Origin of the sequence: Aestuariimicrobium sp. G57, from assembly GCF_050110855.1 — a bacterium.
In the GTDB taxonomy this organism is placed as follows: Bacteria; Actinomycetota; Actinomycetes; order Propionibacteriales; family Propionibacteriaceae; genus Aestuariimicrobium.
Genome location: NZ_JBNINW010000002.1, coordinates 149,859 through 162,228, shown reverse-complemented (window position 1 = coordinate 162,228; position 12,370 = coordinate 149,859). Strand labels below are relative to the sequence as shown.

Below are 12,370 nucleotides of genomic sequence, written 5' to 3'. Positions count from 1 at the left end.
CGTCATACTGGGTGCCATGACCACAGCCGTGTCCGCAGGTGCCACCGTGCTTGTTGTCGACGACGAGAGGCCCCTGGCCGGAGTGATCGCGTCCTACCTTGCCAAGGCGGGATTCAGCACCCTGCAGGCGCACACAGGGCCGGACGCCGTGGCGCAGGCGAGGCTGCATGACCCGGACGTCATCCTGCTTGACCTCGGGCTTCCCGAGCTGGACGGCATCGAGGTGTGCCGGCAGGTGCGCACCTTCTCGGAGTGCTACATCCTGGTGCTGACAGCTCGCGGTGACGAGGTGGACCGGCTCATCGGGCTGTCGGTGGGGGCCGATGACTACCTGGTCAAACCTGTCAGCAACCGCGAACTGGTCGCCCGGGTGCAGGCAGTGCTGCGTCGCCCCCGCCGTTCCGTTGCGGCCCAGACCGAGCCCCAACGCGTGGTGGGTGCGCTGCGCATCGACCCCGGCGCCCGCGAGGTGTGGGTGGCCGGCCAGCCGGTGGCCCTCACGCGCACCGAGTTCGACATCCTCGACGTCATCTCGGCCCAGCCGCGCATCGCGCTCAGCCGTCGCCAGATCATCGACAGCGTCTGGGACGCCGCGTGGGTCGGCGATGAGCACGTCGTCGACGTCCATGTCGCGAACCTGCGCCACAAACTGGACGACGACCCTGCAGCGCCGCGCTACATCACGACCATCCGCGGCGTCGGCTACCGCTTGGGCAGGGGGTGACCCCGATGCGCGGACGGGTGGCATCGTGGCGACTCGGCACCCGCATTTTCGTCGCGCAGGCCGTCGTGCTGGTCGCCATCGTCGTGACCGCTGGCCTCGTGGCGACGTTCATTGGTCCCCCGGTCTTCCATTCCCACCTTGTCGAGTCGGGCCACGCCGAGAACACCGTGGGCCTCACCCACATCGAGCGGGCCTTCGCCGATGCCAGCCTGATCTCGTTGGCCGTCGGCCTGCTCGTGGCGCTCGCCTGCGCCCTCGTCATCACCTGGTTCCTCGCCCGACGGACGGGACGCCCGGTCGAACAACTCACCCGGGCCGCCGCGGCCTTGAGCCGGGGGCATTACGAGGCACGCGTCGATGTCGACTCCGGCGGCCCCGAGCTGGCGCTGCTGGGCACCACGTTCAACGCCATGGCCGATCGCCTTGCGAATGTCGAGAACACCCGCCGCCGCCTGCTCTCAGACCTCGCCCACGAGATGCGCACGCCCATCGCCACCCTCAACGCCCATCTCGAGGGCATGGCCGATGGCGTTCTGACGTGGGACGCCAACACCCGCGCCGTGGTGGAACAGCAGGCCGAACGGCTCACCCGTCTCGTCCGCGACCTGGACGAGGTCTCACGCGCCGAAGAGGGCCGGATCGTGCTCGAGCCCAGCCCGCAGCAGGTCAACGACCTTGTCGAGCCGGTCCTGCAGCAGTTCCAGCGCAGCTACGCGGCCAAGAGGGTGGAACTCACCAGCACCCCCTGCGAGGCAGTGGTGATGGCCGACCCGCAGCGCATCGCCCAGGTGCTGGGCAACCTGCTCAGCAATGCCCTGCGCCACACGTCGGCCGGCGGTCGGGTCAGCGTCACCTGCAAGCGCCGCAACGACGAGGTGACGATCACCGTGGCTGACACAGGCGAAGGCATGACCGATGACCAGCTGGCGCACATCTTTGAACGGTTCTACCGCGGTGACCATGCGCGGCAGGAAGAAGGTGGATCGGGGATCGGGCTCACCATTGCGCGCGCCCTTGCCGAGGCCCATGGGGGACGCGTGGTGGCCTACAGCGCCGGGGTTGGACTCGGGTCCCGGTTTCAGCTGACCCTTCCCAGCGTTGGCGGCAGCGGCGAGTGAGGCGGCCAGTCCTTGTGCCCCGGGTCGGCCGGACGACCTCAGCGCTCGCCAGACGGGGCCCAACCCAGGCGTGGCGCCAGTTCAGTGGCGATGTCATTGACGATCTGGTCGTAGTCGCTCGGCTGCAGCGTGAACGGCAGTGCGAAGGCCACCTCTTCGACCTGCCGGAAGGCGTCGCGGGCCAGCAGCTGCTCTGCCAGCTCTTCGCTCGTCCCCAGCAGGTCTGGCGCGAACTGGGCGTGCTTGGGGCCGAAGGTCTTGCCCACCCGCTGGTCGCGTTCGGCCTTGTAGGCACGGTAACGCTCGACCTGCTCAGGGGTCGCCGAGTCGGTGGGGATGACCACCAGCCCCTGCGAGACCCGCGCCTTGTCGCCGTCCTTGTGCAGCGAGCGGAACGCGCGGATCTGCGCTGCCTGGACGTCGTCGAAATCGCCCTCACCCATGATCACGCTGGACGTCAGGAAGTTGAGCCCGGCCTTCGCAGCGAACTCGACCGAGTTCTGGGAACCGGCGCCGTACCAGACGCGGTCGACCAGCCCGGGGGAATGCGGCTGCACGCGGTCGGAGAACTCCTCGATGCCCTTGCGGCCCGAGAACGTGCTCAGCGCATCGCCGCGCAGGGCCTCGATGAGCCGTTCGACGCGGCGGTAGCTGAAGTCCTCGTGCTCGGCGGTGTCGGGGTAGAGCGCGTGGGCGAAGTTCTCGTAGTTCATGGGGGCGCCGGTGCTGATGCCCGGGTTGATCCGCCCGCCCGACAGCACGTCGACGGTGGCCAGGTCTTCGGCCAGCCGCAGCGGGTTCTCGGCGCCGAGCGGGGTCACTGCCGTGCCGAGTTCGATGCGGGACGTGCGCTGGCTGGCGGCAGCCATCACCGCGATCGGCGACGAGATGCCGTGTTGGAAGTGGCGGTGGCGCAGCCAGACGGAGTCGTAGCCGAGGGCCTCGAGGTGTTCGATGAGGGTGAGGGTGTACTCATGCCCGGCGGCGGGGTTGTCACCGTCGAACGTGCCGAGGGTCAGCACACCGAGGCGGCGCAGGGGGCGATTCGCGGCGGGCTCGTGCTCTGGGTTCGCGGGGGGCTGGTTCTCGGTCACGGGCCCATTCTTGTGGGTCGGCCGTGCCGGTGTGGGGGTCGTCCTCTGTCAGCGAAAAACGGCTTGGGCGACCGATCTAGCATGGGGCATGGCCAGTGACCTGAACCCTGAACCGCCGCCGTCGGAACCGCTCTGGCGCGACCTGCTCGGCGGGCGTCTGCGCCGACGCCGGTATGAGCGTGGCGAGACCTTGGACGATGTCGCGGCGAGGGCCGGTGTGTCGCCGCAGTATCTGTCCGAGATCGAGCGTGGCCGTAAGGAACCCTCGAGCGAGATGGTGCAGGCGGTGGCGGGGGCCCTGGACCTGACCCTGCTCGACCTGACCACCGGAATCGCCCGCGACCTGACCGCCAGGCAGCCCCTGCCGTTGCGCCGCACCCCGGCGAGGTCTGGTTCGGTGTCGGCCTCGTCCGGGCTGCAGGGTGCGGGCAGGGTGCTGGCGCTGGCGGCGTGAGCTTCAGCGCTGGTGGATCACCTCGTCGAGCAGGCCGTAGCGGCGGGCGGTCTCGGCGGTGAAGACACGGTCATGGGCGGTGTCGGCACGTAGCGTCTCGACGCTCTGGCCCGTGTGTTCGGCGAGCACGGCTTCGATGTCGGCCCGCACGCGCACGACCTCGTCGGCCTGCAGGATCAGGTCGGGGATCGCGCCGCGGCCCTGGGTGGCGGGTTGGTGCAGCACCACCCGCGCGTGGGGAAGGGCGGATCGTCGTCCGGGGGCGCCGCCGGCCAGCAGCAGGGCACCGACGGCCACGGCCTGGCCCACGCACGTCGTCGCCACGGGCGGCTGGATCAGGCGCATCGTGTCATAGATGGCCAGGGCAGCACTCGGGTCGCCGCCTTCGCAGTTGATGTAGAGGTTGACCTCCTGGTCGGGGTTGGCCGATTCGAGGTAGAGCAGCTGGGCGATCAGGGCGTTGGCCACGCCGGCGTCGATGCCGGTGCCGAGGTAGACGATGCGTTCGGTGAGCAGGTGGGAATAGACGTCCATGACCCGCTCGCCGCGGGGGTGCTGGGCGATCACCTGGGGGATGGTGTAGGCGCTCATCGGGTCACCGTCTGCACTCGTTCGAAGCCGGAGCTGAGGCGGCGGCGGGGTCGGTAGTCGGCGAAGCTGTCGACGATGGTGTCGATGAACCCGTAGTCACGGGCCTGTTCGGCGGTGTACCAGTGGTCGTGCAGCGAATCTTCGAAAACACGCTCGGGCGGCTGGCCGGTGTCGTCGGCGATCAGGCGCAGCACGGTGTCGCGGGTGTGGCGCAGGTCGTCTGCCTGCAGTTCGATGTCGACGGCGGTGCCGCCGATGCCCGAGCTGCCCTGGTGCATGAGCACTCGGGCGTGGGGCAGGGCGCGGCGTTTGCCGTGGGTGCCGGCCGACAGCAGGAACTGGCCGGCGCTGTAGGCGATGCCGAGCGCCAGGGTCGAGACGTCAGTGGGGATGGTCCTGATGATGTCGCGGATGGCGAGCATGGCGGGCACAGAGCCGCCGGGGGAGTGGATCCACAGGTCGATGTCAGCGGATTCATCTTCGGTGGCGAGGGTGATGAGCTGGCTGGCCAGCAGCACGCCGTTGTCGTCGGTGAGCACGCCGTCGAGCACCAGCACACGGCGCTCATAGAACTCGCGGCGCACCGCTTCGCTGAACAGGGGCGGGGTGGGGGTGTCGTCCATGGGCCCACGATGGCGCGGGGCGGGCGGTGAGGGCGAGGGAATCTGCTGGGGGCAGGGCTGCTGTGGGCAGAGGTCTGGGGTAGATGGTGTCCAGAACCAGGCAGGAGTTGGCGGTGGGGGCTCTGGAAGGGCGCGGAATCGGAAGTTCGGCCGGGTTCTGGACACAGGTGCGGACAGCGATGAACATAACGATTGACGATAACAACGAGAGTCGTTATGGTGATGGTTGGGCCCACCCTCCAACCCCCGAGCAAGGACCACGCCATGTCCGCTGAAACGACCCCCGAGAAGCCGAACCCCCTCATCCGTCTGGTCAACACCCCGCCATCGACCGCAGACATCGTCGTGCTGCGGGCGTTGCTGGTGTTGATCATGATCGGTGCCGCTGTGGCCACCGTGGCCGCACTGTGGCCCACGAGCAGCATCAGCTACACCGCCCTGACCGATGACACCACCCCCGCACCCGGGCCCGCCGGCACAGCCGCCAATGTCTCGCTCGCCCATGCTGACGAACTGCTCTGGATCATCACCGACCCCACCCTCGGTCAGCGCCTGCTCGTGGCCCTGCCGGTGGTCTTCGTGGCCGCTTTGGTGGCTGTGGGGGCGTGGCTCGTGCTGGGCATCGTCACCAGGATCAGCCGGGGTGAAGCCTTTGGTCCGGCCGCCATCCGCAGGCTGTCCCTGGTGGTGCTGCTCGGCGGCATCACCGCCCCCTTTGTTGAGCTGGCCAGCAGGTTCGCCCTCAGCGCGCAGCTGCAGGACCAGCCCCAGGTGTTCTTCCGGTTCGAGCTGATGGACATCTGGCCGATCGTGGTGGGCATGGTGTTGTTGCTCATCACCCAGGTCTTCAGGCGCGGCGCCGCCATGACCGACGAGCTGGCGGGGGTCATCTGATGCCCGTCGACGAACCCCACCGGGTGGTCTGCCTGCTCGATGACGTGCTGACCGCGCGGGGCATGACCCTGACGGCGCTGGCCGACCAGGTCGGGGTCAGCGTGGTGAACCTCAGCATCCTCAAGAACAACCGCGCCAAGGCGGTGCGCTTCTCGACGCTGACGGCCATCTGCGATGCGCTCGGGTGCACCGTGGGCGACCTGTTCCAGGTGGTGCCGCCGCAGTGACCACAACCGGGCAGGAGTTCGCGAAAAGGCCCGTGGACCGGCGCCAATCCTGAACTTCTGCCCGGTTCTGGGCACGTGGCGCCGATGAGCGACCTCCAACCGCGCCGCGACCTCCGACCGCGCCCCGACCGCGCCCGAACCGCCCCCCAACCGCGGCCCGGACTCAGCCCCGGTCTCACTCCCGGCCCGGCACCGCCAGCCCCAGCAGCGGCACCTCATCGGCCGCAGCGCCGACGACGCCGGCCACCACACCCGCCAGCCAGCCCGTGGCCTGCTGCTTCAACTCCGGCGACAACCCCTTGATCGCCGTCAGGTAGTCATCGCCCGCCTCGGCCCGCGATGCCAGGTGCTCCACCAGCTGCGCCGGCGCCACCACCTGGCCCGACCCCGCCGCCGCAGCCAGGAACCCCTCGACATTCGCCACCAGCTCAGCCCTGGCCTCGTCCTCAGGCTCAATCCGTGCCACCAACGCCTGCAGCCGCTTCACCCGCTCCTTGATGCCGGCGGCCAGCTGCGCCTGGGCACCGTCCAGCACCAGGCCACCGAACTGCTGGCGGGCGAAGAACAGGCTGCGCACCTGCGCGTACCAGTTCTGCAGCGCCACCAGCGAACCGATGTAGCCCAGGTTCTTTTCGAGCAGCGGGTTCAGCCGACGGTACCGGTGGCGCTTGTTCGGCCGGCGCAATCCGGCGACCGCCTCGGGCAGCACCAGCACGCCGTCCTCGTCGATGTCGTCACGCAGCACCGACCCGGCGCCGACGACGACCCCGAACCCGGTGCGCACCGGCCCGACGGCGCCGCCCTGCCCGCCCAGGAAGATTGCCGGCTGGTCGACCAGCACCCCGCGCGGCACGTCGCCGAACAGTGACGGGGTGGTCTTGTCGCCGTCCGGGGTGAAATTGAAGTGGATATAGCTCGAGCCCACCTCGGAATGGTCCTTGGGTCCGGTGCCGCCGGTCAGCATCGCATCGCAGAAGTTGATCAAGCTGCCGAGCGTCGCGTACGGGAACAAGATCGTCTGCTTCAGCCCCACCGTGTGTGCACCGCTGGCATGTTCCTCGAGGATCGTCCCGGGCCGCACATGCGCCCCCAGCCCCATCGCCGCCCCCTGCAGGAACACCGCCCCACTGAAGAACCCGGCCTCGAGCCGCACATCGGGCCCGAGCTGGCAGTTCTCCACCGTCGCCGGCCCCTCGGCGCCGAGCACGCAGCCCGCCGAGATCACCGTGCGCGCGCCGCGCAGCCGCACCCCCGGGTGCAGCGTCACGTCGTCCGCGATCTGGTCGATGGTGACGTCGTCGTCGATGTCGACGCTCCAGGGGTTGGGCACGGACGCGCCGCGCGCGATCAGGGCCGCGACCTTCGCGGCGCCGCGCGGCGGGGGCAGGGGCAGGGCAGCTACGTCCATGGAGTCCTCCTGGGATGGTCTGGGACGCAGCCTAGTGTGACCGAGCGTTTCGTAAGCTGGGGGCATGGCCGAGATCCGAAAGTTCGCCCCGGGACGCGGGGGCGACATCGCGCAGGCCCTCGCGAAAGCGATGGGCGAGGGGGTGCGTCCGGCGACACCGGGCGCCGGCGACAAGCCGGCACCCCGCAGCAAAGCCCCGGCCGCAGGGCCGACGGCGACGTCGGGTGCGCTGTGGGACCCGTTCCTGAAGGCCACGCCGGCCAAGGTGGTGCGCAAGTCCGAGAAGGGCGAGGACGAGGGCACCGCGGGCACCGAGCAGGAGTGAACCCGCACCACCTGAACGTGCCCACCCGGCTCCGCTTGCCCTCGACCCTTTGTAGCAGTACATTGATTGTATCAATACGAAGGAGTCGCCATGAGCATCGCTGTCTGGGTCGCCATCTCGATCGCCATCGTCTACGCTTCGGCACCCGTGACCTCCGGAGGCCTGCGCACCCTCGACGACAAGGCGCTCGCGCGCTACGTGCACAAACGCGGCCTGCCGCTGCCGTACTCGTTGCGTGACCCTGTCATGAACCGCATCCGGGCCACCGAACGCGCGGCCGTCGCCTGCGGATCGGTCGGCGTGGTCGTCGGAGCGGTGCTCGCGTTCGTGCTCGAACGCGTCGGATCGGGCTCGACGGGCTGGGGCGCACTGGCCCTGGCCGGCGCATCCGTCGGTGCGGCGCTCGGCGGGTTTGTCGCCACCCGGCGCAGCCCACAACTCCTGCCGCACGCGCCACGGGTCGCCCGTGCCACCGCCACCACCGTGGCGGACTACGTCACCCCGGGGGAACGCCGGGCCTTCTGGCTCGTCCCCGGTGTGATCGCCGCGGGCATTGCCGCAGCCTGCGTCTGGTGGGCGCTGTTGTCGTCCAAGCCCGAAGGCCACCTGACGCTCATGGCCATCGCCACGATCGTCCCGCTGGTGCTGCTGGGCACATGGGCGCTGATGTTGCCGGCGACGAACCGCGTGCTCGCCGCGCCGCAGCGCGCCACCACCGACCTCGAGCTGGCCTGGGACGATGCCACCCGCAGCGATGCCCTGCGCGGATTGTTGGACGTCGGCATCACGGCGGGCTTCGCGGCCCCGCTGGTCTCGCTGTCGGTGGTCGCGAACCTGATGCTGACCGCCGACCTGGGCGACGACCTGGTCTGGATGGGCTTCGGCGCGCTGCTCACCGGGCTGGTGCTCTGGATCGTGCTGCTCATTCCGTACGCCTCGGGCCGTGCGGTGCGCAATCCGTCCCGGTCGCTGTGGGCGGGGCGAGCATTTGGCGAGGACAACCTGGGCGGGGCCACGGCATGACCCTGCGCATTGATCCCGGCGCCGTCCAGCCGCCATACGAGCAGCTGAAAGCCCAATTGGTCGACCAGATGACGTCAGGCCAACTGCCCGCCGGGACGAAGCTGCCGCCGGTCAGGCGGCTGGCGGCAGACCTCGGCATCGCGCCGAACACGGTGGCCAGGGCATACCGCGAACTGGAACATGCCGGGCTGGTCGTCACCGCCGGGCGACATGGGACGGTCGTGGCTGAGCACTCAGGCCTGGCTGCGGGCAGCAGCGGTGTGGACGACGCCCACACGCGCGCCGCGCGATTGGCCGCTGACTACGCCGCCGGCATGCAGTCGCTCGGGTTCAGCCACCAGGCCGCCATCGACGAGTTGGCGAGCGCCTGGCGCCGGGTCTGAACATACTGGCCGTCCCGAGCGGCGTCGTCGCGGGCGGGACTCAGCGCGGGCTAGAGTCAACTGCCATGCCCCGCATCGCCGCCCCCACGCTGCACCAGCACCGCGAACAGACCCTCGCGGCGCTGATCGACGCGGCTGCCGACCTGCTGCGGGCCGGGGACGGCCGCCAGATCACGGCGGGGGCAGTGACCCGGGCCGTCGGGATGTCGCGCAACAGCCTGTACCGCTACGTCGACTCCGTCGACGACCTGCTGGTGCTCGTGTTGAACCAGCACCTGCCGCTGTGGACCGGCACCGTGGAATCCGCGATCGCGTCCGCTGCCAACCCGCATGAGCAGGTGCTGGCCTATGTGCGCAGCAACCTTGAACTGGGCGGCCCCGGGGGCGAGGCGTGGCTCATGCGGATGGCCGGCGGCATCGCGGCCCGGGCACGGGCCGAACTGGCAGGGGTGCATGAAGACCTCGGCCGCATGCTCACTTCGGCGGTGGCCGCGACGGGGGTGGGCCAACCTGCGCTGGTCGAACGCATCGTCGGTGGCATCGTGTCGGCGGGGCTGGCCCGGCTCGACGCGGGTGATGACCCGCGGGCGGTGATCGAGCGGTGCGTGCGCTCGGCAGCCGCCGTGCTGTCGGCCTGAATTTGCCTCAACCCGGCGGCGTCAACCCAGCAAGGTCAACACCGCTGCCACCCGGCGGTGCACATCGGCGTCGGCGCTCAACCCGAGCTTGGCGAAGATGCGCTGCGTGTGCTTTTCGACCGCACCCTCGGTGACGAACAGCCGCTTCGCGATGCCGGCGTTGGTGTGGCCCTCGGCCATCAGTTCGAGCACCTCGCGTTCGCGCGGGGTGAGGGTGGCGACCGGGTCATCGCGGCGGCCGCGCCGCATCACCTGCGCCACCACCTCGGGGTCGAGCACCATGCCCCCGGCCGCCACGCGGTCCACGGCGTCCAGGAAGGTGTCGATGTCACTGACCCGGTCTTTGAGCAGGTAACCGATCGCGCCCGTGCCCGACGACAGCAGGTCGGTCGCATACGAGAGCACCACATACTGGCTCAGCAGCAGGATCGGTGCGTCGGGCCAGTCAGCGCGGATGCGCATCGCCGCCTGCAGGCCCTCATCGGTGTGCGAGGGCGGCATCCTGATGTCACTGATCACCAGGTCGGGACGACTGGCGAGCGCGCGGCCCACGAGGGCGTCGCCGTCCTCGACCATGCCGATGACCTCGTGCCCACCCTCGGCCAGGATGAGCGCGAGGCCCTCGCGCAGCAGCACGGAATCATCCGCGATCAGGATCTGCAAGGAATCACCGCTTCGATGGTCGTCGGCCCGCCCTCGGGCGAGGTCACGGTCAGGGTACCGTCGACACCCGCCACCCGGTCGGCGAGCCCCGAGAGGCCGTGGCCCTTCGCCAGGCTGGCGCCGCCCAGGCCGTTGTCGGTGATGGTGATGAACAACCACTGGTCCTGCACGCCGATGAAGACATCGCAGCTGGTGGCCTGCGAATGCTTGTTCACGTTGGCCAATGCCTCGCTGACCACGAAGTATGCGGCGGTCTCGACATGGTCGGGCAGGTCATCGGGCAGGTCGGAATAGAGCGTGACGGGCACGATCGAGCGGGCCCCGGCCTCGGTGATGGCCGCCTCGAGGCCCCGGTCGACCAGCACCGGCGGGGCGATGCCGCGGCTCAGCTGACGCAGTTCGGCCAGGGTCTGCTGGGTCTGTTCCATGGCGTCGCCGATGAGCTGCTCGGCGCGTTCGGGATCGTGGGCGGCCTGCCGCTTGGCGCGGGCGAGGTCCATGTTCAGGCGCACGAGCCGCTGCTGCGGGCCGTCATGGATGTCGCGCTCCAGGCGTCGCAGCGAGTCAGTCTCGGCCTTGCGCACGGCGTCCCGGCTGGCGGTGAGGTGGGTGATCTGGGCGCGGCTGTTGAGCAGCTGGTCGCTGAGCCCGGACTGCAGCCTGGCCCAGCCGCGCAGCACGAACGGTGCGGTGACGAGGAAGACCAGGCCGGCGAGGAACTGGGTGGCGACGTCGAAGAACAGCGGGAAGGGCACGCCCAGCAGGTCGCCGAGACCGGTCTGCTCGTCACCGAAGATCGACTCGGTGATGATGCTGGCCAGGGGGCCGCCGACGGTGCCGATGGCCCCGGCGAGCCAGGTGACCGCGATCGAGAAGCCGATGGTCGACAGGATGAACCCGACGGTGCTCCACAACACGTCGAGCCAGGCCTGCGGGTCGGCGAGGGGACGCAGCAGTTTGCCCAGGCCGCTGGCCTGCGGGGCTGCCGGCAGGTAGGGGTTGGCGGCGACGGGCTTGTTGTTCACCGAGGCGATCCAGCGACGCTCGACAGTGGCGAAGCCGCGGGCGACATAGGCGCCGGCGACCATGATCGGCAGGCCGACCCAGATGATCACCGTGCTGACGCCGACCGACAGCAGCGTGAAGACCAGGATGAAGGCGACCAGCATCATCGGCCAGTTGCCGAGCAGGTAGCCGACGTCGTGGCCGAACTGCTGGCGGCGCGTGCGCCGGGTGGGGTGGGAGTTCTGGGCGTGGGTGCCGGTGGAGGGGGTCGACGGTGGGGGCAGGGTCATCGTGTTCATGCCTCCAGCCTCGTCGCGATCGCCTGGGGACAGTATCCCGCAGGCTGGCCAATGGGGGTGGGGCTGGCCCGACAGTCGGCACCGTGGCTAGGTTGGGTGCACCGCACGAGAGAGGGAAGGCCATGTCGGACGAACGCGACGCCCTGTATGAGTGGCTGGCCATCTGGCGCGACCAGGTGGTGGGGCTGCTGACCGAGCGCGAGGTGCCGATGGTGACCGTCGAGCTGCTTGAGCTGCCCGGCGCCGCGACGATCAAGGTCTCGCCCCGCACCGACATCGCCCCCGTCATCGCCTGGGCCGAGCCCACGCTGGCATTCATCTCTCCGCCGGGCGACGAGCGGCCCTTCTTCATCGTGGGGCTGGTGGGTGGCCCGGGCCGCGAGGTCGTGCTCATCTGCGGCGAGCCGCCGTCGGCCCCGGACGAGCAGGTCGTCGAGCTCACGGAGGACGACGTCAACTGGACCCCGATCTTCGACCATGTCGAGAACGCCGTCGAAGAACTCATCGTGTCTGACAACTTCCACTTCGGCAACGCCGCCGCGGCCCTCACCGATGCCGCCCGCGTGCTCGAGTACGCCTTCCCCGAGGGGCAGACTGACGCCCAGACGCTGATGGTCGTGCAGTTCCCCGCGCTGCGCTTCGCCATGGTGCAGTTGATGGAGGAGGCCCGCACCCGCCAGAAGCGGATCCACCAGCGCCACCTGCTCGACCACCCCGAGCAGATCGCGCGTGAATTGCTCGCGGGCCCCGACGTCGCGAGGTTCGAAGGCCTGACCATCACTGCCGCCACCCCCGAGGTCTACCGCATCCTGAAGTCGCATGACCCGTGCGTGACCAAAGAGGCCTGCGCCCCCGTGGCCCGGGCGGTGGTCGCACAGTTGCGGCGACGGTAGCCCGCGGC

General features: G+C 69.7%; 16 protein-coding genes. 10 read left to right on the top strand and 6 right to left on the bottom strand.

The features are described from left to right. The first annotated feature begins 16 nt into the window (after positions 1-16). Positions 17-724, top strand: a complete 708-nt coding sequence (locus ACQCX5_RS04785; protein ID WP_434540871.1) for a response regulator transcription factor — start codon at positions 17-19, stop codon at positions 722-724. Positions 725-729: 5 nt separating this feature from the next. Then, entirely contained in the window at positions 730-1,842 is a 1,113-nt protein-coding gene (locus ACQCX5_RS04780) for a sensor histidine kinase (protein WP_434540870.1), read from the top strand. Between the two features lie 38 nt (positions 1,843-1,880). Here the strand turns inward: ACQCX5_RS04780 and ACQCX5_RS04775 are convergent, their stop codons facing one another. Continuing rightward, complete coding sequence (locus ACQCX5_RS04775) at positions 1,881-2,936, bottom strand: LLM class flavin-dependent oxidoreductase (RefSeq protein WP_434540869.1); 1,056 nt, start codon at positions 2,934-2,936, stop codon at positions 1,881-1,883. Between the two features lie 88 nt (positions 2,937-3,024). Between ACQCX5_RS04775 and ACQCX5_RS04770 the strand changes: the two genes are divergently transcribed. Then, positions 3,025-3,390, top strand: coding sequence for a helix-turn-helix domain-containing protein (locus ACQCX5_RS04770; protein WP_434540868.1), 366 nt, complete (start codon positions 3,025-3,027; stop codon positions 3,388-3,390). Positions 3,391-3,393: 3 nt separating this feature from the next. On the opposite strand, the gene ACQCX5_RS04765 is transcribed toward ACQCX5_RS04770, so the two are convergent. Next, positions 3,394-3,981, bottom strand: coding sequence for a ClpP family protease (locus tag ACQCX5_RS04765; RefSeq protein ID WP_434540867.1), 588 nt, complete (start codon positions 3,979-3,981; stop codon positions 3,394-3,396). Beyond that, positions 3,978-4,604: a ClpP family protease gene (locus ACQCX5_RS04760; RefSeq protein ID WP_434540866.1), complete on the bottom strand. Its 627-nt coding sequence runs from the start codon at positions 4,602-4,604 to the stop codon at positions 3,978-3,980. The genes ACQCX5_RS04765 and ACQCX5_RS04760 overlap by 4 nt, the downstream gene beginning before the upstream one ends. 264 nt (positions 4,605-4,868) lie before the next feature. On the opposite strand from ACQCX5_RS04760, the gene ACQCX5_RS04755 reads away from it, so the two are divergent. Further along, positions 4,869-5,498, top strand: coding sequence for a DUF2975 domain-containing protein (locus ACQCX5_RS04755; protein ID WP_434540865.1), 630 nt, complete (start codon positions 4,869-4,871; stop codon positions 5,496-5,498). After that, entirely contained in the window at positions 5,498-5,725 is a 228-nt protein-coding gene (locus ACQCX5_RS04750) for a helix-turn-helix domain-containing protein (RefSeq protein WP_434540864.1), read from the top strand. The genes ACQCX5_RS04755 and ACQCX5_RS04750 overlap by 1 nt, the downstream gene beginning before the upstream one ends. A 175-nt stretch (positions 5,726-5,900) precedes the next feature. Here the strand turns inward: ACQCX5_RS04750 and ACQCX5_RS04745 are convergent, their stop codons facing one another. Beyond that, positions 5,901-7,133, bottom strand: coding sequence for a UDP-N-acetylglucosamine pyrophosphorylase (locus ACQCX5_RS04745; RefSeq protein ID WP_434540863.1), 1,233 nt, complete (start codon positions 7,131-7,133; stop codon positions 5,901-5,903). A 64-nt stretch (positions 7,134-7,197) separates the two neighbouring features. On the opposite strand from ACQCX5_RS04745, the gene ACQCX5_RS04740 reads away from it, so the two are divergent. The 4 genes from ACQCX5_RS04740 (at position 7,198) to ACQCX5_RS04725 (ending at position 9,502) form a co-directional block, all read left to right on the top strand. Beyond that, a complete protein-coding gene (locus ACQCX5_RS04740) occupies positions 7,198-7,458 on the top strand; it encodes a hypothetical protein (protein WP_434540862.1) in 261 nt (86 codons plus the stop codon). Between the two features lie 90 nt (positions 7,459-7,548). After that, complete coding sequence (locus ACQCX5_RS04735) at positions 7,549-8,481, top strand: hypothetical protein (RefSeq protein ID WP_434540861.1); 933 nt, start codon at positions 7,549-7,551, stop codon at positions 8,479-8,481. Continuing rightward, a complete protein-coding gene (locus tag ACQCX5_RS04730) occupies positions 8,478-8,864 on the top strand; it encodes a GntR family transcriptional regulator (RefSeq protein ID WP_434540860.1) in 387 nt (128 codons plus the stop codon). The genes ACQCX5_RS04735 and ACQCX5_RS04730 overlap by 4 nt, the downstream gene beginning before the upstream one ends. A gap of 65 nt (positions 8,865-8,929) precedes the next feature. Next, positions 8,930-9,502 (top strand): TetR/AcrR family transcriptional regulator, encoded by a 573-nt coding sequence (locus ACQCX5_RS04725; protein WP_434540859.1) that lies wholly within the window; start codon positions 8,930-8,932, stop codon positions 9,500-9,502. A 21-nt stretch (positions 9,503-9,523) separates the two neighbouring features. On the opposite strand, the gene ACQCX5_RS04720 is transcribed toward ACQCX5_RS04725, so the two are convergent. Beyond that, positions 9,524-10,165, bottom strand: coding sequence for a response regulator (locus ACQCX5_RS04720; protein ID WP_434540858.1), 642 nt, complete (start codon positions 10,163-10,165; stop codon positions 9,524-9,526). Beyond that, entirely contained in the window at positions 10,153-11,469 is a 1,317-nt protein-coding gene (locus ACQCX5_RS04715; RefSeq protein ID WP_434540857.1) for a sensor histidine kinase, read from the bottom strand. The genes ACQCX5_RS04720 and ACQCX5_RS04715 overlap by 13 nt, the downstream gene beginning before the upstream one ends. Positions 11,470-11,591: 122 nt before the next feature. On the opposite strand from ACQCX5_RS04715, the gene ACQCX5_RS04710 reads away from it, so the two are divergent. Continuing rightward, a complete protein-coding gene (locus ACQCX5_RS04710; RefSeq protein WP_434540856.1) occupies positions 11,592-12,362 on the top strand; it encodes a hypothetical protein in 771 nt (256 codons plus the stop codon). The last annotated feature ends 8 nt before the right edge of the window (positions 12,363-12,370 follow it).

What these genes read in the sequence shown, in the direction of transcription:
- ACQCX5_RS04785 (WP_434540871.1), top strand. Translation starts at nt 17, where the DNA reads ATGACCACAGCCGTGTCCGCAGGTGCCACCGTGCTTGTTGTCGACGAC.
- ACQCX5_RS04780 (WP_434540870.1), top strand. Translation starts at nt 730, where the DNA reads ATGCGCGGACGGGTGGCATCGTGGCGACTCGGCACCCGCATTTTCGTC.
- ACQCX5_RS04770 (WP_434540868.1), top strand. Translation starts at nt 3,025, where the DNA reads ATGGCCAGTGACCTGAACCCTGAACCGCCGCCGTCGGAACCGCTCTGG.
- ACQCX5_RS04765 (WP_434540867.1), bottom strand. Translation starts at nt 3,981, where the DNA reads ATGAGCGCCTACACCATCCCCCAGGTGATCGCCCAGCACCCCCGCGGC.
- ACQCX5_RS04760 (WP_434540866.1), bottom strand. Translation starts at nt 4,604, where the DNA reads ATGGACGACACCCCCACCCCGCCCCTGTTCAGCGAAGCGGTGCGCCGC.
- ACQCX5_RS04755 (WP_434540865.1), top strand. Translation starts at nt 4,869, where the DNA reads ATGTCCGCTGAAACGACCCCCGAGAAGCCGAACCCCCTCATCCGTCTG.
- ACQCX5_RS04750 (WP_434540864.1), top strand. Translation starts at nt 5,498, where the DNA reads ATGCCCGTCGACGAACCCCACCGGGTGGTCTGCCTGCTCGATGACGTG.
- ACQCX5_RS04745 (WP_434540863.1), bottom strand. Translation starts at nt 7,133, where the DNA reads ATGGACGTAGCTGCCCTGCCCCTGCCCCCGCCGCGCGGCGCCGCGAAG.
- ACQCX5_RS04740 (WP_434540862.1), top strand. Translation starts at nt 7,198, where the DNA reads ATGGCCGAGATCCGAAAGTTCGCCCCGGGACGCGGGGGCGACATCGCG.
- ACQCX5_RS04735 (WP_434540861.1), top strand. Translation starts at nt 7,549, where the DNA reads ATGAGCATCGCTGTCTGGGTCGCCATCTCGATCGCCATCGTCTACGCT.
- ACQCX5_RS04730 (WP_434540860.1), top strand. Translation starts at nt 8,478, where the DNA reads ATGACCCTGCGCATTGATCCCGGCGCCGTCCAGCCGCCATACGAGCAG.
- ACQCX5_RS04725 (WP_434540859.1), top strand. Translation starts at nt 8,930, where the DNA reads ATGCCCCGCATCGCCGCCCCCACGCTGCACCAGCACCGCGAACAGACC.
- ACQCX5_RS04715 (WP_434540857.1), bottom strand. Translation starts at nt 11,469, where the DNA reads ATGAACACGATGACCCTGCCCCCACCGTCGACCCCCTCCACCGGCACC.
- ACQCX5_RS04710 (WP_434540856.1), top strand. Translation starts at nt 11,592, where the DNA reads ATGTCGGACGAACGCGACGCCCTGTATGAGTGGCTGGCCATCTGGCGC.